At 58.7% G+C, this 17,190-nt stretch carries 19 protein-coding genes; 12 read left to right on the forward strand and 7 right to left on the reverse strand.

Features of this window, described 5'->3' with window-relative positions; genetic code table 11:
- Window positions 1–48 precede the first annotated feature (48 nt).
- The 4 genes from JYJ39_RS11095 (at window position 49) to JYJ39_RS11110 (ending at window position 3,086) form a co-directional block, all read left to right on the forward strand.
- Complete coding sequence (locus JYJ39_RS11095; protein WP_076097507.1) at window positions 49–933, forward strand: universal stress protein; 885 nt, start codon at window positions 49–51, stop codon at window positions 931–933.
- 16 nt (window positions 934–949) lie between these two features.
- On the forward strand, window positions 950–1,573 hold the full coding sequence (locus JYJ39_RS11100; protein WP_076097505.1) for a CBS domain-containing protein: 624 nt from the start codon (window positions 950–952) through the stop codon (window positions 1,571–1,573).
- Window positions 1,574–1,720: 147 nt separating this feature from the next.
- Window positions 1,721–2,143, forward strand: coding sequence for a hypothetical protein (locus JYJ39_RS11105; protein WP_139326378.1), 423 nt, complete (start codon window positions 1,721–1,723; stop codon window positions 2,141–2,143).
- 46 nt (window positions 2,144–2,189) lie between these two features.
- Window positions 2,190–3,086: a universal stress protein gene (locus tag JYJ39_RS11110; RefSeq protein WP_076097501.1), complete on the forward strand. Its 897-nt coding sequence runs from the start codon at window positions 2,190–2,192 to the stop codon at window positions 3,084–3,086.
- A gap of 62 nt (window positions 3,087–3,148) precedes the next feature.
- Here JYJ39_RS11110 and bioD read toward each other — a convergent pair whose 3' ends face one another.
- Genes bioD through JYJ39_RS11135 form a run of 5 tightly spaced genes read right to left on the reverse strand, consistent with a single transcriptional unit; the run spans window position 3,149 to window position 6,379 of the window.
- Window positions 3,149–3,820, reverse strand: coding sequence for a dethiobiotin synthase (bioD, locus tag JYJ39_RS11115; RefSeq protein ID WP_076097499.1), 672 nt, complete (start codon window positions 3,818–3,820; stop codon window positions 3,149–3,151).
- Between the two features lie 52 nt (window positions 3,821–3,872).
- A complete protein-coding gene (locus JYJ39_RS11120) occupies window positions 3,873–4,184 on the reverse strand; it encodes a P-II family nitrogen regulator (protein ID WP_233080761.1) in 312 nt (103 codons plus the stop codon).
- Window positions 4,181–5,128 (reverse strand): sodium-dependent bicarbonate transport family permease, encoded by a 948-nt coding sequence (locus JYJ39_RS11125; RefSeq protein ID WP_076097498.1) that lies wholly within the window; start codon window positions 5,126–5,128, stop codon window positions 4,181–4,183. The genes JYJ39_RS11120 and JYJ39_RS11125 overlap by 4 nt, the downstream gene beginning before the upstream one ends.
- 11 nt (window positions 5,129–5,139) lie before the next feature.
- Window positions 5,140–6,069: a DUF6671 family protein gene (locus tag JYJ39_RS11130; protein ID WP_240189638.1), complete on the reverse strand. Its 930-nt coding sequence runs from the start codon at window positions 6,067–6,069 to the stop codon at window positions 5,140–5,142.
- Window positions 6,059–6,379 (reverse strand): HPF/RaiA family ribosome-associated protein, encoded by a 321-nt coding sequence (locus tag JYJ39_RS11135; protein WP_076097494.1) that lies wholly within the window; start codon window positions 6,377–6,379, stop codon window positions 6,059–6,061. Before JYJ39_RS11135 ends, JYJ39_RS11130 begins: the two co-directional genes overlap by 11 nt.
- A gap of 102 nt (window positions 6,380–6,481) precedes the next feature.
- Here JYJ39_RS11135 and nhaR point away from each other — a divergent pair, with 102 nt between their 5' ends.
- Genes nhaR through JYJ39_RS11150 form a run of 3 tightly spaced genes read left to right on the forward strand, consistent with a single transcriptional unit; the run spans window position 6,482 to window position 11,678 of the window.
- Window positions 6,482–7,372, forward strand: a complete 891-nt coding sequence (gene nhaR, locus JYJ39_RS11140; protein WP_076097493.1) for a transcriptional activator NhaR — start codon at window positions 6,482–6,484, stop codon at window positions 7,370–7,372.
- Between the two features lie 15 nt (window positions 7,373–7,387).
- The gene (locus JYJ39_RS11145) at window positions 7,388–8,674 is read left to right on the forward strand and encodes a site-specific integrase (RefSeq protein ID WP_076097491.1); all 1,287 of its coding nucleotides are present in this window, start codon (window positions 7,388–7,390) and stop codon (window positions 8,672–8,674) included.
- 7 nt (window positions 8,675–8,681) lie between these two features.
- Window positions 8,682–11,678: a Tn3 family transposase gene (locus tag JYJ39_RS11150; RefSeq protein WP_076097489.1), complete on the forward strand. Its 2,997-nt coding sequence runs from the start codon at window positions 8,682–8,684 to the stop codon at window positions 11,676–11,678.
- A gap of 19 nt (window positions 11,679–11,697) precedes the next feature.
- Here the strand turns inward: JYJ39_RS11150 and JYJ39_RS11155 are convergent, their stop codons facing one another.
- A complete protein-coding gene (locus tag JYJ39_RS11155; protein WP_205204361.1) occupies window positions 11,698–12,426 on the reverse strand; it encodes a response regulator in 729 nt (242 codons plus the stop codon).
- A 44-nt stretch (window positions 12,427–12,470) separates the two neighbouring features.
- On the opposite strand from JYJ39_RS11155, the gene JYJ39_RS11160 reads away from it, so the two are divergent.
- The 5 genes from JYJ39_RS11160 (at window position 12,471) to nosD (ending at window position 15,902) form a co-directional block, all read left to right on the forward strand.
- Entirely contained in the window at window positions 12,471–13,094 is a 624-nt protein-coding gene (locus JYJ39_RS11160) for a septation protein A (RefSeq protein WP_205204363.1), read from the forward strand.
- Window positions 13,094–13,396, forward strand: coding sequence for a YciI family protein (locus JYJ39_RS11165; RefSeq protein ID WP_205204401.1), 303 nt, complete (start codon window positions 13,094–13,096; stop codon window positions 13,394–13,396). The genes JYJ39_RS11160 and JYJ39_RS11165 overlap by 1 nt, the downstream gene beginning before the upstream one ends.
- The gene (locus JYJ39_RS11170; RefSeq protein WP_205204365.1) at window positions 13,396–13,662 is read left to right on the forward strand and encodes a BolA family protein; all 267 of its coding nucleotides are present in this window, start codon (window positions 13,396–13,398) and stop codon (window positions 13,660–13,662) included. Before JYJ39_RS11165 ends, JYJ39_RS11170 begins: the two co-directional genes overlap by 1 nt.
- A 45-nt stretch (window positions 13,663–13,707) precedes the next feature.
- Window positions 13,708–14,496 carry a peptidylprolyl isomerase gene (locus tag JYJ39_RS11175; RefSeq protein WP_205204367.1) on the forward strand — a complete coding sequence of 263 codons (789 nt, stop codon included), beginning with the start codon at window positions 13,708–13,710 and terminating at the stop codon, window positions 14,494–14,496.
- A gap of 137 nt (window positions 14,497–14,633) precedes the next feature.
- Complete coding sequence (nosD, locus tag JYJ39_RS11180; RefSeq protein WP_205204369.1) at window positions 14,634–15,902, forward strand: nitrous oxide reductase family maturation protein NosD; 1,269 nt, start codon at window positions 14,634–14,636, stop codon at window positions 15,900–15,902.
- A 58-nt stretch (window positions 15,903–15,960) separates the two neighbouring features.
- On the opposite strand, the gene JYJ39_RS11185 is transcribed toward nosD, so the two are convergent.
- The gene (locus tag JYJ39_RS11185; protein WP_205204371.1) at window positions 15,961–17,187 is read right to left on the reverse strand and encodes an LL-diaminopimelate aminotransferase; all 1,227 of its coding nucleotides are present in this window, start codon (window positions 17,185–17,187) and stop codon (window positions 15,961–15,963) included.
- Window positions 17,188–17,190: the final 3 nt, after the last annotated feature.

The following is a 17,190-nucleotide window of genomic DNA, read 5'->3' on the forward strand; positions in this document are numbered from 1 at the left end:
GAGACGCCGACAAGGATTATCCAGACGATCGTTCAAGGGAGATTGAAGATGAAAGCCAGCCAATCGATTCTCGTGGCCACCGATTTCTCGGCGCCAGCCACTCTCGCTGTCGAACGTGCTGCCCGGCTGGCGAGGGAATGGCAGTGCCCGCTCAATCTCCTGCATGTCTTCAACCCATTCGCCTGGGAACATGCAGGACATCTGCTGCCGGACCTGCTCATTCGACACAACCCGAAGGTGCGCAGCGAGACGATGCTGAACCGACTTGCCGACGACATGGCCGTCCGCAACGCATTGTCACGAGTCGGCCGCCAGCTGGTGGTCGGGCGTGCCTCTGCCGTCATCGCCGATCACGCCGTCGTTAGTGGCGCCAGTCTGATCGTCATTGGCATTCGTGGCGAGGGCATCGTTCACGAACTGGCCCTGGGCGGCACCGCCGTCAAGGTGTTGCGCCGCAGCCCGTGCCCGGTGCTGGTGGTTCGCCAGAAACCCGTTCCGCCGTACCGGCGGATCGCCATCGCGACGGATTTTTCGGCAACGGCGACGCGGGCGCTGCGTGCCGCCCTGGCGATATTTCCGGAAGCACAACACATCGCGATTCATGCCAGTCGTGCGCCGTACGAGGGGCGGATGCGTCTGGCCGGTGCCTCGCCCGAGGATGTCGAGCGTTACCGCAGCGATGAACTGGCCGCAGCCGGACAGGACATGGACGCCTATCTGGCGGATGCGGACTATGAAGCTGCCGGTGGAATATCCCGCGTCATTGGTCACGGCTACCCGGCGGCTGTGCTGCTCGACGAATTGCGCCGAGCCCCCTGCGATCTGCTGGTGCTCGGCCGGCACGGTCAATCGGTGCTCGATGAGCAACTGCTCGGCAGCATCACCCTGAATCTCCTGCACCACGCGCCGTGCGACGTGCTGCTGGTTCCTTGATATTCGGGAGAGCGGAATGTTTTCCATCTACGGCATGACAGGCCAGGTATTCAGCGGCACGCTGGAGGCGATGAACCGTGTCTATCCGCTGGCGCGAGCCCGCAATACCCGAGGCGTAGCCCAGGAGGGCGATGAAATAGGTGTCGAGAACATGGCGACGCCATTGCAACGGGAGGCCGTCCGTGCCTATCGGAGAATGCTGCCCGACGACCTGGAGCGTGGTCCGCTGATTCATGCGGCCCAGATCATGAGCCATCCGGTCACGGTGCTCAACCAAAAAAACGCGGTTGCCGACGCTTGGCGCGTCTTCCAGCGTTGTGGAATCCACCAGGCACCGGTTCTGGACGACGCGCACCGGCTGATCGGGATGGTCAATGAGCGGGACTTGCTGACCGTCATCGATATCGACGGTGAACATGTTCTCGAAAATCTGCAACGGCGGGTGAGTGATGTCATGACCTCGCCGGTCGTGGCTTCCGTACCCGTGACCGACATTCGACGCATCGCTGCGGCGATGCTCGAAGGTGGCTTGAGTGCCGTTCCCATCGTCAATGAAAGCGAAATCATTGTCGGCATCGTTTCCCGTACCGATGTCTTGCGCGCGGTCATGACCGATCCGCCCCTCAGTCTGTGGCGTTGAAATACACCGGACGATTAGGACCCCCCTCATGGCGCCCCGCATTGTTCGCTATTTGACGAGCTATCGGTAAGTACACTTCGCGTTTATTCAGGATGCTATCGGACTTATCCTTGTCTCGAATGTCAATGAATCGAGAGAGGAATGATCATGATGACCCTGCAAGCCCGTGAATGGACGAAAGGCGCCCATCGGTTGCGTCACTATCCGGCCGACAGTACCCGCGCCAGGGCGCGCCTTGCCGTGTTGGCCATCATCGCCGGCGGCAACACCGACATCCGTACGTTCGACGCCCTGGAGCAACACGGTGAATTCCGCACGCTCGACCTCGAGCGCGAAGATTTCTTGCGCGCCCTGTTTGACCTGTGCTGCGATCTCCTTCGGACATCGGAGGGGAGGAATGGCAGAATATTTCCCGAAACACTTGATGCCCTGATGGATGAAATCCACAGCCAGCATGCGCGGCGCACCTTGTGCTGTCTCATGATCGAAAACATGCGGGCTGATCATGGCAGTGCCTTGGCCGGAAAACTCCGCCTCGGCGATGCCAGCCAGGATTGGCCTGCGCGTTAGGCACAGGGGTTTTACGAGATGTTCATCACACCATCGGAGATTCACCATGAATCCTGAATCCTTGCACGTATTGATTGCCTTCGATGGTTCGCCTTCCTCAATGGCTGCGGCTCGCAGCTGGTCGACATGGAGTTCCGCCCAGATTGCGCTCACAGCAACCTTGCTCACGGTTACTGACGGGGCCATGGAGAAAGAGGGAATTGCTCCTGTCTGTCACCCGCTGGCTGACGCGGTGAGTACCGCTCAGGAATGGTTTGCGCGCAGCGGGGTGAAAATGGAATACGTTGTCGTGGATGGCGGAACCCCGGCGACGAGGATCATCAACGAAGCCCAACATCGTCAGGCCGACCTGATCGCGATGGGAACTCGCGGCCTGTCACCGCTGCGCGGATTGCTGCTCGGGTCCATTGCGGCCGAAGTTGCCAGAGGCAGTCCGATCCCCATCTGGCTGATGGGGCCGCATGCGGCGATACCGGCCACACTCGGCCGGCGTCTCCGGCTACTGATCGCCGTTGATGGGTCGGCACATGCTGCCCATGCGGCAGCCTGGGCGGGGCGCATGGCGGCGCGTCTGGGCGAAGCATCGCTCGAACTGTTCAGCGTGCAGCCTGCCTTCTCTCCTTTCGAGGGCATGCTCGATGCCGCAGCAGGTGATTTTCGTCACTGGGGCCTGGGCGTTGGCGAAGCCGCCATCGCCGCCGCTCGGCATGCCATGGGGGATGTCGGCCATCAGGCGACTGGCGCCGTGGCAACCGGAGACGCGGTTTCCATGATCCTGGCGCAGGCTGAAGAGAGCGGAGCCGATGTCATCGTTGTCGCACCGCAAGGCGTCAACGCGCTGGAGCAGGCAGCCCTTGGCAGCGTGTCGCAATCACTGTTGCTCTCGGCACGCTGTCCGATACTGCTCGTTCCGCGCCACTTGACTATTGATGACGCGGATTAAGGTCGTAACCGGAATTACGCCTTGGCCAAGATGACAGCGCTTGGCTTTCGCAAAACGAATGTTCAGCTAACCCATTTCTGAACCCACAATGCAAGTTGCGGATTGGGTGGGTTGTTATAGGTCTGATGAATCACTGGGGCCGACAGCCAGCGTTGCAGATCGGTATGGTTATCGAGGAAGGGGTTGTCTGGTTGGGCAACCTGATTCAGCACTACGCCCATCAGGGGCAGTCCGCGCATCTGGATGGCCTCGATGGCCAGCAAGCTCTGATTGACCGCACCCAGACGATCGGCTACTACCAGCAGAACGGGCATGCCCATGCCGGCAGCCAGATCGGCATTCAGTGCGCCGTGGGCGATCGGTGAATAGAAGCCGCCGGCACCTTCAACCAGCAGAAAGTCATCGTCGCCGACCCCATTCAGACAGGCAGCATGCAGATCCCCAATCTCAAGCGGCCGATTGGCCAGCCTGGCCGCCCACTCCGGAGAAACCGGCGGCTCATAGCGATATGGACAGACAGCCTCCAGCGCATCCATGGCGCCAGCTGCCGCGTTTAGCCGAACCGCATCCGAAGGTTGGAGAATGTCGCTTCCAGCCAGCTTCTCGCATCCGGTTTCGACGGGTTTGCGCACGCGCACACGTTGCCCGTTCTCCCGAAGCGCTTTTGCAACCTGGATGCCGATGGTGGTCTTGCCAACTCCGGTGTCCGTTCCGGTGATGAAAATGCCGCGCATTGATGTCTCTTTGCACCTCGGCCGCACCGATGGGGCGACCTGATTGTTGCCTTCAGAATTTGCCGGGCCGCAGCACTTCGACCTCGGAAAGGCACGCCACCATGGCGTAATTCGAGTAGTACCGTTCCTGCAAGTGCGCCAGCAGCGTTTCCGCCTGGGGGCGGGCACAGATGATCTCGATTCGAATGTTCTTTGATTCATCCCAGGTGGCGTCCCGCACCCCGCGGCTTCCTTTGCCGCGCGCGTCGCAGATGGTGTAGCCGCGAATCCCCAGTCGATCAATATCCTTGATCAGGACGTGCTCGAGGGTCGCTTCTGTAAACACGGTGAGCAGCGTGCGTTTTTCGGTCTGTATGGGGATCACGGCGTCGCTCCTGTCAGTTGGGTGGCCATCCAGTGATAAAGCGGGATTCCGGCCAGAATATTGAAGGGGAAAGTCACGCCCAGTGAACCGGCCAGAGACACGGCGGGATTCGCCTCAGGCACGGCGATCCGCATGGCGGCCGGGACGGCGATGTAGGACGCCGAAGCCGCCAGGGTGGCCAGCATCGTCATCCCGCCGACCGAGAACCCGAGCATCATGCCGGTGCCGAGGCCAAGACAAGCCGACAGCAGCGGCATGGCCAAGCCAAAAGCGATCAGGGACAAGCCGCGTCGCTTGAGCTCGTCTACCTGACGGCTGACAATCAGTCCCATTTCCAGCAGGAACAGAGCCAGCACTGCCTTGAACAGATCGAAGTACATGATCTTGATGGGTTGCAAGCCCTCCGGCCCTGCCGCCCAACCAATCGCCATCCCCCCCAGAAGCAGGGTTACGCCCTTGCCCAGGAAGGCCTCATGACCCAATGACCTCCAGTCGGTGTCCTTGCTGACCCCGCGAGCCAGAACGATGCCGACGAGAATGGCGGGAATTTCCATGACAGCCAGCAAGATCGCCATTTGCGGTTCGACATCGATACTGCGTGACGACAGCCACGCTGCAGCAACGGCAAAAGTGGCGACGCTGACCGACCCGTAGTGGGCGGCCGTTGCTGCGGCATTTGGACGGTCAAAACGAAAAATCGCACGCAAGGCGCCAAAGGCGATCAACGTCTGAACGACGCCCAGCACGACCACCGCCAGCAGTTGGGGCAGCAATGGCCCCAGGGGCTGGGTTGCCAGGCCTTGGCCGCCTTTCAGGCCAATTGCCAGCAGCAGGAAAATGGATAGCGAGTCGTACAGAGCGCTCGGCAGTTTCAACTCCGAGCGCAGGAGTCCGGCAACCAGCCCGAACAGGAAAAACAGGATGACCGGATCAATGCTGTTCATGGTGACGATCTTCAGGGATTACAGTAATCGCAATGGGCCGGATCAGCGAAGGCGACCCCGTCCTTCCGGAGATGTTCTTCCCGAAAGTTGCAAGCGGGACAGCCCCAGACCTGTCCCCGCTGCTCGCGGGTAGGCAGGCCGCATTCTGCACAAGGCAGTCCAGCCACCCGTTCAATGGCGGAATAACCCGGCGATCCGCATTGAGGGCAAAACGAACGTAGTTTCTCCGCCAGACTGTGTGCCGCCTTGCCAATATTTACCATGCGTTCCGGATGCGCGTGAGCCCGGAGGTCGCGTTCGACAAGAATTGCCGCCTGATCCGAGGCTAGCCTCTTTACCCATGCGAAGGCGGCTCTCAGAGAGGATTTGTCGGCCAGGCCCTTGCGCACGCGGGGATCGTTTTCGCTGCAAGGCCGCAGAACCAAATGCTGTTTTGGAAAGCCGACCCGATGCGCGAAGGCCTCCAGTTCCGGCCAATCCGTGATCCAGGCATGATCGTGGCTCGCAGGCCCTTGATGGACGCCGACCACCTCGATTTTCCGGATATCGTCGATCAGGAGCAGTACCTCGACGTTCCACGGAAATAGGCCGGTGTGCGGATCGGGTCCAAAACTCCCCTCGCTGGCAAGCCCCAGGCTGGCACCACTCAATTGCATGCCGATACGAGCCTTGCGGCGGGCGGCATCCAGTTGGCTGCCGTAGCGCGGAATATCCCGGGTGAAAGTGCCCAGTTCATCGGTATCAAAGCCAGCAACCCGCTTGACCCTGCAGCCCAATGCCTTGTCGAGCACGGGGGCAACCACTTGCTCCTTGCCGTGTTGGGTAAGAAAGGCGATTTCCTGACCTGCATAGGGATTCAGTTGGATCTCGGAAGCAGTCTTGGCATCGTTCATCAGTTGCTTCGTTTCTGCATGGCTACACCCGCCTCGTTCAATCAGCATGGCGGCGCAACAGCTGACTTTGAACCAGGGTCTGTCTTTCCAGCGACCGGGTGGCACGGGTGATAGCCCTGTCGGTCGCCCAGTAAATGTCGGCCAGCGTCTCGTGAGCGGAGATTTCCGCCTGTCCATGCTGCAATTGAAGGCGTACCCGGCATCCTGTGTCCTTGCTCGCCTCGTCGCCACTGAAATGGAAATCAACGCGAACCACCTTGTCCCGGCTTCTCCCAAGCGAACAAGCCAGACGCCACAGGGCATACTGCTTGACCGGCTCGCTCAGGCACAGATGACTGGTATGGAAATGGACGTTCATTGGATCGAGTAGCGTAAAAGAGCTAGCGAATTGTCCCCGAGATAACCATTCGATTCCATCAGATATAATGCATCCAATTAGTCGAAAATATCGAATAATCAAATGCTCAATTTCAAACACCTGCATTACTTCATGGTGGTCGCCAGAAGTGGGGGCATCATTCGCGCTGCAGAGCGTTTGCATCTGGCCCCGCAAACACTGTCCGGACAGATCTCGCAGTTTGAGGAGCGGATTGGTGCCCAATTATTTCATCGTGTCGGGCGGCGACTGGAACTGAGCGAAACAGGCAAGCTGGCTTTGTCTTATGCCGAGGAGATTTTCCAGACGGGCTCTGAACTGGAAGAATTGCTCAGCAGTGGAGCGATTGATCGCTTTTTCACTTTTCGTGTCGGGGTTGCCGATGTGTTACCGAAATTCATCGTTCACCGTTTACTGGCGCCGGTTCTGAAACTGCCGGAAGCGATTCGGCTGATCTGCCACGAAGACCGACTCGACCGCCTGTTGGCCGACTTGGCGCTGCACAGCCTGGACATGGTGATTGCCGATCGCCCCATGCCCCCCGGTACGGAAATCAAAGGCTACAGCCATCCGCTCGGCGAGTCCGGCATTGCCTTCATGGCATCTCCCGCATTAGCGGAGAAAATTGGCAGTCGTTTCCCGGCCAATCTGCACGGTGCGCCAATGCTACTGCCAGGCAAGGACAGCGCCCTTCATCTGGCTTTGCCACGCTGGCTGGAGCGGATGAATGTCCGCCCCAGAATTGTCGGGGAATTCAGTGACAGCGCCTTGATGAAGGCCTTCGGCGAAGCCGGCGCGGGAATCTTTCCGACACCTGCATTGAGCGTGGCGGCGGTTTGCGAACACTACAAAGTCGATATGGTCGGTGAAACGAATGACATCAAGGAGCGCTTCTTCTTGATCTCCGCAGAGAGAAAGCTGGCCCACCCCGTTGCACGCGCTGTCAGTGAGCATGCAAAAAAAATGATGTTCTGACAAGGAAGATCTGTCATGGAAGCGAAGGTAGGTCTTTATCTCGATGCCGCTGAGCGAGCCAATACCCGACGTAGTTATGCGTCAGCCATTCAGCATTTCGAGGTTGAGTGGGGCGGATTGTTGCCAGCAACGATTGACTCAATTGCCCGATATCTCGCCGCTTACGCTGAATCCTTGTCACTGAACACGCTGAAGCACCGCCTTTCGGCGTTGTCGCGCTGGCATCAGGACCATGGTTTTCCTGACCCGACCAAGGCCAGCAAAATCCGGCAACTGCTGAAGGGTATCCGAACCCTGCATCCGGCTCAGGAAAAACGGGCCAAGCCACTGGAAATTGAGATTCTGCAAGATGTTGCCGAATGGCTGACATCGGCCACAGCCGCAGCGGTTAGTCGGGGAGATTCGGCCAACGCCCTGAGACATAGCCGGGATCGAGCCCTGGTTCTCCTCGGTTTCTGGCGGGGGTTCCGCTCCGACGAACTGGCTAACCTTCGTATCGAATTCATCGATATCAAGCCCGGCGAAGGGCTGACCTGTTTCTTGCCCCGTAGCAAAGGGGATCGCAACCTGGATGGCCGAAGTTACTCCTGTCCAGCGCTATCACGACTATGTCCGGTCGAGGCAGTCGAAGACTGGCTGGCTTTATCCAAACTGACAGCGGGACCGCTATTTCGCAAGGTCGACCGCTGGGGGCATCTGTCCGAGGCTGAAATGACCCCAAGCAGCATCATTCCCGTGCTGCGAAAATTGCTCAGCCAGGCCGGCATCGCTGATGCCGAGTCTTTCAGTAGTCACTCGCTACGCCGTGGGTTCGCCCAGTGGGCTGGCATGAGCGGCTGGGATATCCGTGAGTTGATGAAATACGTGGGTTGGCGCGACGTGAAGGCTGCGATGCGCTATCTGGATGGGGTTAGCCCTAACCAGAAAGCGCGATTCGAGCAGGGGCTGGATCGAGCGCTGCCGGAAACAGCAATTGACTCGACCGCGCAGTTGCCCAGCTTGCCTGAGGTTCCACTCACCATGATCGAGATTTCCATAGATTTGTCTGCCTTCAACGGCAGCCGACGGGGTGTCGCCAATGCCTTGCGGGACATGACGAACACTTGCCTTGCACGGTTCCAGGCACACCCCATGGATCTGGACGGACGACGATATCAACTTTCCGTCCCGACACCATCGACCGACATGCTTGACGATCATCTCTACACTTTGCTCGACGAAATCCATCGTATTGCCGATGCCCGTGAGTGCTTCCTGGAGGCGGTCTGCCGCGACCCTGCAACCGGCAGGCACTGGGAGTGATGCAGGCATGACCCAGGTTCACGAGACCGCGTATCCCCGGCTGAAAGCGGACCCATCGGCACAGGATCTCGACGAGATTTATACCCTGACACCCGATGAAATTACGTTCATCGACCAAACCGTCAAACGGCCGACCGCCCGCACGGTAGCTTTTCTCTACCTGAAGCTGTTTCAGCGGTTGGGTTACTTTATCCGTCTCAAGGATGTGCCGAGCGCTATCCGTCAGCACATTGTCGCCCAAACGGGATTCGCTCGCCCGCCGAGGCTGGACGAGTTGTTGCAATTCGATCGATCGACCGGACGCGAACGGTTAGTCGAATCGCTGCGTCGATACCTGAATGTCCGGCCATTAAACCAGGACGGCCGGGCCTGGTTACAGCACATCGCCGAGACAGCCGCTGACAACCGCCACGTCGTAGCCGATATCATCAACGTGATGCTGGAGGAACTGGTCCATCATCGCTATGAGTTGCCCGGTTTCACGGTCCTGGATCGATTGGCCATCCATGCTCGCGAGAAGATTCACGAAGTGCATTTTGCGGGGATCGCCAACCAACTTGATGGCAAGGTGAAGGAACGGATCGACAGCCTGTTCAAGGTCAGCCGGGATGAATCCAGCACAACCTGGAACATGCTCAAACGGGAACCGAAAAAGCCAACCAATAAGGAAACCCGCTCTTACCTGCAACACATCCGGCGGTTGCAATTACTAGTTGAGCAATTGCCCCAGCCTTACATTCCCGTTCCTAAACTCAAGCAATATCGCTACATCGCTCGCTCTCTGAATGCCAGCGAGATGGCGGAACTGAAACCGCAGAAGCGTTACGCGCTGGCGGTCATTTATATCCGTGCACAGTTTGCCCAGACGCTCGATGATGCAGCAGACCTGTTCATGCGCATGCTTCAGAACCTGGATAACCAAGCACGCAACAAATTGGGGGAGTACCAGCAGGAACATCAGCAGCGAACGGATCGCCTGATCGGACAATTGAAGGAGGTGCTGCTGGCCTATCAGATCAATGGCACCGACCAGCAGCGAGTCGAAGCCATCGGCTCCAGCCTGATCGCGGACGTAGACGATTTGGTGGCCATCTGCGACGAACATATGGCCTATGCTGGCCGCAATCATCTGCCGTTCCTCATTCAACCCTACAAGGCCGTTCGCGCCCAACTACTCAATTGTATCGAAATCATCAATCCACAGAGCAGTAGCGAGGACGATACCTTGATCCGGATGATGAAGGTATTGCAGGGGCTGCGCAGCACGCGTCACGAAATGGTGCCGATTTCTTTACTCGAACTGGATGCAGAACAAGATCTCCAATGGCTGCCCAGCGCTTGGCGCAAGCTGGTTGTCACGGAGCGCACCGATGGGCGAATTGCCACAATAAACCGCCGCTACTTTGAACTGGCAGTCCTGTACGCCATTCGCGATGAGCTCAAGTCAGGCGATCTCTTTATCCAGCACGGCGAGCGCTACGACGACTATCGCGAACAGTTGGTTGACGATGCAACCCTGGCTCGCGAACTGACTGAATATGGACAGGTGACGGGGATCGAAACCGGTCCCAAGGCGTTCACCCAGGCACTGAAAGTTGCATTGTTAGAAACCGCTGAAGCCGTCGATGCCGTGTTCCCGGAAAATGCCCACGCCGAAATCGTTGACGGCCGTCTGATCCTGAAAAAACCACCGGCCAGCGAACTGCTACCCGGCATCCGCCAGATCGATCATCTGATCACGGAGCACATGGAGAACGTCAGCATCGTTGACGTGCTGATCGATACAGAGCGCTGGCTGCAACTGCATAAGTTGTTCCGGCCCTTGATGGGAACCGAAAGCCGGATCGAGGAATTGCGCCCAAGAGTGATCAGTACCTTATTCTGTTACGGCTGCAATCTTGGCCCCACCCAGACTGCGCGCTCGATTCGCGGCATGAGCCGAAAACAGGTCGCCTGGCTCAACATCAAGTACGTCACGGAAGAGGCGCTGGAACAAGCCATCGTCAAAGTGATCAATGCCTACAACAAGTTTGAATTGCCCAGCTACTGGGGGTCAGGAAAACATGCCTCAGCCGATGGTACGAAATGGAACCTCTACGAGCAGAACCTGATTTCCGAGCATCACATCCGTTACGGTGGCTACGGCGGCATCGGCTACTACCACGTCTCCGACAAGTTCATTGCCTTGTTCAGCCACTTTATTTCCTGTGGCACCTACGAGGGAACGCACATCCTCGACGGCTTGATGACCAATACCTCGGACATCCGACCGGACACCATTCATGGTGATACGCAAGCCCAGAGCTACACGGTTTTTGCCTTGTCGCATCTGCTTGGAATCAAGCTGATGCCCCGTATCCGTGGCATCAAGGATCTGGTATTCCATCGTCCAGAGAGCGGTAAAAAGTTCGCGCACATTGACCGGCTATTCACTGACGACATCAACTGGCAACTAATCGAAACGCATTTGCCGGATATGTTGCGGGTGGCCGTCTCCATCAAGCTCGGCAAAATCTCGGCCTCGGCCATCCTGCGCCGTCTGGGAACCTACAGCCGCAAGAACAAACTGTATTTCGCCTTCAAGGAATTGGGCAAGGTCGTGCGGACCATGTTCTTGCTGAAATACGTCGGCGATGTCGAGCTACGCAAACTCATCCATTCCGAAACCAACAAGTCAGAACAGTTCAATGGCTTCGCCAAGAAGCTGTTCTTCGGCGGAGAAGGGGAGATCGCTGAGAACCTGCGCCACGAGCAACGCAAGGTTATCAAGTACAACCATCTCGTCGCCAATATGGTGATCCTGCACAACGTAGTCGGGATGAGTCGGGTATTGAAGCAGCTACAGGCCGAGGGTGCGCTGATCAATCAGGAAGTCCTGGCCGGTTTGGCGCCATACCGCCTGGAACACATCAATCGCTTCGGCGACTATGTTCTTGATTTCCGTCGAAAGGTTGAGGTCTTGGCGGACGGCTTTCGGATTCTCGAAGCCGAATCAGCAGCTTAGAGAATAAACGGGGATTTTTTCATGATTCCCGGCCGACCCTCAACAGGGCGTGCCGTTTCATCAGTTCAAATTCTTCATCGGACAGTTTGCCGGGTTTAAGAAGAATGTCGTCGCGGATGGCAATCTTGCCGACATCGTGCATCGGTGCTGCCTGCAGGATGAGCTGGCATTGCGCCGGCGGCAGATCCAGTCCCCAAGCGATGACCTGCGAGTAATGCGCCATGCGCTGGATGTGCGCCCCGGTTTCCGGATCGCGGAACTCGGCGGCGCGCGACAGGCGGTAGGTCAGTTCACGCTCCCGCTCACGGATTTCGCGAGTCTGCTCGGCCACCTGCTCGGCCAGGGTCTGCGCCCGCCCGGCAAGGAATTTCTGCCCTTCACGCAAGGCCAGCATGTTACGCACCCGGGCGGAAAATTCGATACGGTCGATCGGCTTGGTCAGGTAATCATTGGCGCCGCCCAGCAGTGCTTCATAGCGCACCTCCTTCTGGTCGTTGGCCGTCACCATCAGGATAGGAATGGCGGTGCGGCCATACATGGCGCGAAATGCCGCAATGAAACGCATGCCGTCCATTTCCGGCATCATGTAATCGACGATGACCAGGTCCGGCACATGATCGCGGCACCAGACCATGGCCTCCTTCGGCCGATCGAAAATGACTGGTTCGCAATCACCGACCTTGAGTACCAGCGCCTTGATCAACTGCAGGTTGATATCGCTGTCGTCGACGATGAGAACCTTGTACATAGCGTTACCTAGCGTGAAAGTGGGCAAGTATATAATGCGCCGCCATGAAACTACTTTTCGACCTTTTTCCTGTCATTCTCTTCTTCGCCACCTTCAAATATGCCGGCGCGCGTCCTGACGATGCCGCATTGTGGGCGGGCGAATTACTTGGCAGCAGTACCATTTCCCCGGCCCAGGCGCCAATCCTGCTGGCCACCGTGGTCGTCATCCTGGCCACGATCGCGCAGATCGCCTGGGTACGCTTCCGCCACGGCAAGGTGGACCGCATGCTGTGGGTCAGTCTGGCGCTGGTCGTGCTGTTTGGCGGCATGACCCTGGTGTTCCAGAATGAAGCCTTCATCAAGTGGAAGCCCACCCTGCTCTACTGGATTTTCGCCGCCAGCATGGGCTTCGCGGCGCTGGTACTGAAAAAGAACGTCATGCAGAGCATGCTCGGCGCCCAGTTGCAACTGCCTGAGCCGGTCTGGCAGCGGGTCAATCTGTCCTGGCTGCTGTTCTTTCTGACCATGGGCGCCCTCAATCTCATCGTCGCCTTCAATTTTTCCACCGACATCTGGGTTGATTTCAAGCTCTTCGGCGGCATGGGCCTGATGCTGGTCTTCGTGGTGGCGCAGGGCCTCTTTCTCAGCAAATACATGGACGACAAGGACGTCACGGAGGATAAATGATGTTCTACATGATCCGCGGTGAAGATCGCCCCAACGCCCTGGCAGCCCGTCTGGCGGCACGCCCAGCGCATCTGGCCCGGTTGCAGGCACTGCAGGACGAAGGTCGCCTTCTCCTGGCCGGCCCCTGCCCTGCCATCGATAGTCCTGACCCCGGCCCCGCCGGTTTTACGGGCAGCCTGATCGTGGCCGAATTTGCCGATCTTGCAGCAGCCAGGGCCTGGGCCGAAGCCGATCCCTACGTGGCAGCCGGCGTCTACGCCCAGGTCAGCGTGCAGCCATTCAAGAAAGTATTCCCCACCTGATGCACGCCGCCACCATCGCCCAGTTGCGCCAGCGGCTGGAAATCCTTTGCCCCAGTCAGATCGAGATCGAAGACCAGTCGGAACGCCATGTCGGCCACCCCGGGGCGCTCTGTGGCGCTCACCTGCGCTTGCGTATCGTCAGTCCAGCCTTCAGCGGAAAAAACACCCGCAGCCGGCATCGTCTGGTGTACGATGCCGTCGGCGATTTATTGCATGGCAAAATCCATGCACTCATCATCGAAGCGAAGACGCCAGAAGACCTCTGATTCACCCTCAACTTACCCTTGCCTCAACCCGATAGGACAACACGCATGTTCAAACTGCATACCCTGGCCAGCGTACTGATTGCTGGCAGCCTCATTTCCGCCCCGGTGCTTGCCCAGCAAGGCAAGACCTTCGCCAAAGTGAACGGTCAGCCGATCTCGCAAAACGTGTTCGATGCCTTCATCGCCGAGCAAAAAGCCCAGGGCGCGCCAGACAATGCCGAACTCAAGGCGGCCGTCAAGGAAGAACTGGTACGTCGTGAAATCCTGTCGCAGGAAGCCCGCAAGCAAGGGTTCGACAAGAAGGGCGAAATTCAGGGCCAGATCGAACTCGCCCGTCAGAGTGTGCTGATCCGCGCCTTCCTCAGCGACTACGTGCGCAAGAATGCCCCGAGCGATGCGCAGCTGAAAGCGGAATACGACCTCGTCAAGAAAACCCTGGGCGGCACCGAATACAAGTCGCGCCATATCCTGGTGGAAAAGGAAGAAGACGCCAAGGCCATCATCGCCAAACTCGACAAGGGTGAAAAATTCGCCACCCTGGCCAAACAATCGCTCGACCCCGGCTCCAAGGAACGCGGCGGCGACCTCGACTGGAGCAGCCCCAACGCCTATGTCCCGCCCTTTGGCGAAGCCCTCACCAAGTTGAAAAAAGGTGAGTACACCAAGACTCCGGTAAAGAGCGACTTCGGTTACCACATCATCCAGCTCGACGACACCCGCCCGCTGACCCCGCCCAGTTTCGAAGAGGTCAAGCCGCAACTGCAGCAGCGCGCCAGCCAGATGCAGGTGGAAAAACTGGTGCGCGAACTGCGTGAAAAGGCCAAGGTCGACTAAGCACCGCGCCCGCAGCCGCAGATACCGCATCCATCCCCGCCGCACCTTGAGGTCCGGCGGGGATTTTTCATGTGCAGTCAAAACTTGATCCAGATTCTGGCACGCCCCACGCGGCAGTGTTCTAATGCCGGCCACCCATGTTCACCCGTATCTCCCTTTTCCTCACGCTGTGCGCCCTCGCCTTACCTGCCTGGGCGCAGCAGTCGCTGCAGACCTGGATCGACCTGACCCCGCCCGGCGGTGTGTTACGGTTGCCGCCCGGTACCTATCGCGGCCCGGCCCTGATCGAGAAGCCGTTAACGCTTGAAGGTAACGGCAAGGCCGTGATCGATGGTAGTGGCCGCGGCACCGTCATCACCATCAAGGCCGACAACGTCACCCTGCGCGGCCTGCACCTGAAGAACAGCGGCGATTCGCACGATGCCATCGACGGCGGCATCATGGGCGAAGGCAAAAACTTGCTGATCGAACACAATCAGATCGACGACGTGCTGTTCGGAATATCGCTACACAAAGGCGGCCACAGCACCCTTCGCCACAACCGCATCCGTTCGCGCCACAGCGATTCGGCCGACCGGGGTGACGGCCTGCGGCTCTGGTACAGCCACAGCAATCTGATCGCACACAATGATTTCAGCCAGATTCGCGACCTCACCATTAGCAACGCCACCGACAATCGATTCAAGAACAATCACATCACCGACAGCCGTCGCGCCTTCAATTTCCTGTTCGCGCACCGCAGCGTGGTGGAAGACAATCATCTGGAGAAAAACTCCACCGGCATCATTGCGCTCAACTCCGAACACCTGCTGATCCGCGGCAACCGCATTCTGCACGCCATGGATGCCTCCGGCGCCGGCATCGCGCTCAAGGAAACCTCGGCCGCCATCGTCGTCGACAACGAGATCGTGCATTGCGCCCACGGCCTGATGGCCGATTCGCCGATGGACCCCTACAACCGCATCGTGATGGTGAACAACCTGTTCGCCCACAACCTCACCGCCATCTACTTCTACGGCGCCTTTGGCGGCCACATCGCCATTGCCAACACCTTCCGCAACAACCTCTGGCCCGTCAGCATCGTCGGCGACGGCGATCCCATGAACGATCTGTGGCTGGCCAACTACTGGGACGACTACCAGGGGTTTGACCGTAACCACGACGGCTACGGTGACTGGCCGCATGAACTACTGGTATTTGCCGACCGGCTCTGGATGGAAATCCCGGCCACCAAATTTTTCCGCAACGCCATCGTGCTCGAACTACTCGACTTTCTCGAACGGCTGGCGCCGTTCTCCTCACCCATGCTCATCCTGCATGACGCCGCACCACGCATGCAGCCGTGGCGCGGCTGGGAAAAAGGCCAGCGGCGCGACCTGCAAAAAGAAAAACCCGGCCCGCACTGAGCGAAGCCGGGATTTCGACACTGCCTGCTGCCTCCCGGCAGCAGGCAATATGCTTGGGTCAGCACAAGCGCCGCAAACGCTCGATCGCTTCCTGTGTATCTTCCGGCGCGCCAAAAGCAGTGAGGCGGACATAGCCTTCACCGGCGGCACCGAAACCGGCGCCCGGCGTGCAGATGAGTGCAGCCTGCTGCAGAAGGCGGTCGAAAAAGCCCCAGGAATCGGTGTCGGACGGCACGCCCACCCAGAGATACGGCGCATTCACACCGCCGTAGACCGTCAGCCCCATGGCGCTGACCGCACTGCGCAGCAAACTCGCATTGCGCTGGTAACCGGCGATGATGGCGCCGATTCCCTGTTGCCCCTGCGCGCTGTAAACGGCCTCGGCAGCGCGCTGCACGATGTAGGGGCAACCGTTGTACTTGGTGCATTGGCGGCGATTCCACAAGGCGTTCAAACTGACCTTGCCCCCCTGTCCATCACCGATCTGCAACGCCTTCGGCACCACCGTATAGGCACAACGCAGGCCGGTGAAGCCCGCCGTCTTGGAGAAACTGCGAAACTCGACTGCGACTTCCTGTGCGCCGTCCAGCTCGTAAATGCTGTGCGGCACATCCGGATCGGTGATGAATGCCTCATACGCCGAATCAAAGAGAATGACGCAACGCTCACGCCGGGCGTAATCCACCCAGGCCTGCAGGGCTGCGCGCGATAACACGGAGCCGGTCGGGTTGTTCGGATAACAGAGATAAATGATGTCCGGACGCGTCTGGGGAAAATCCGGCACAAAATCGTTTGCCTGTGTGCATGGCAGATAAATGATGCGCTCCCACTGCTTGCCGCGCATTTCCCCGGCCCGCCCGGCCATCGCATTGGAATCGACATACACCGGATAGACCGGGTCGGTCACGGCCACCCGGCTGTCCGGCGCAAACAGTTCCTGGAAGTTGCCGATATCCGATTTGGCGCCATCGCTGATGAACACCTCATCGGCACTCAGGCTGACGCCACGCGCCGCATAATCGCATTCGACGATGCGGCTACGCAGGAAGTCGTAGCCCTGCTCCGGGCCGTAACCACGGAAATGTGCCGCCTCGCCCATTTCATCCACTGCCTGGTGCAGCGCAGTGAGAATGGCAGGGGGCAGCGGCCGCGTCACATCACCAATACCCAGGCTGATGACACGTTCAGCCGGATGCGCCGCCTTGTACGCAGCGACCTTGCGGGCGATATCGGCAAACAGGTAATTGCTTTGCAGCTTGAGAAAATCGGGATTGGCAGTCGTCATGGC

Origin of the sequence: Azonexus hydrophilus (assembly GCF_905120355.1) — a bacterium.
Lineage (GTDB): Bacteria > Pseudomonadota > Gammaproteobacteria > Burkholderiales > Rhodocyclaceae > Azonexus.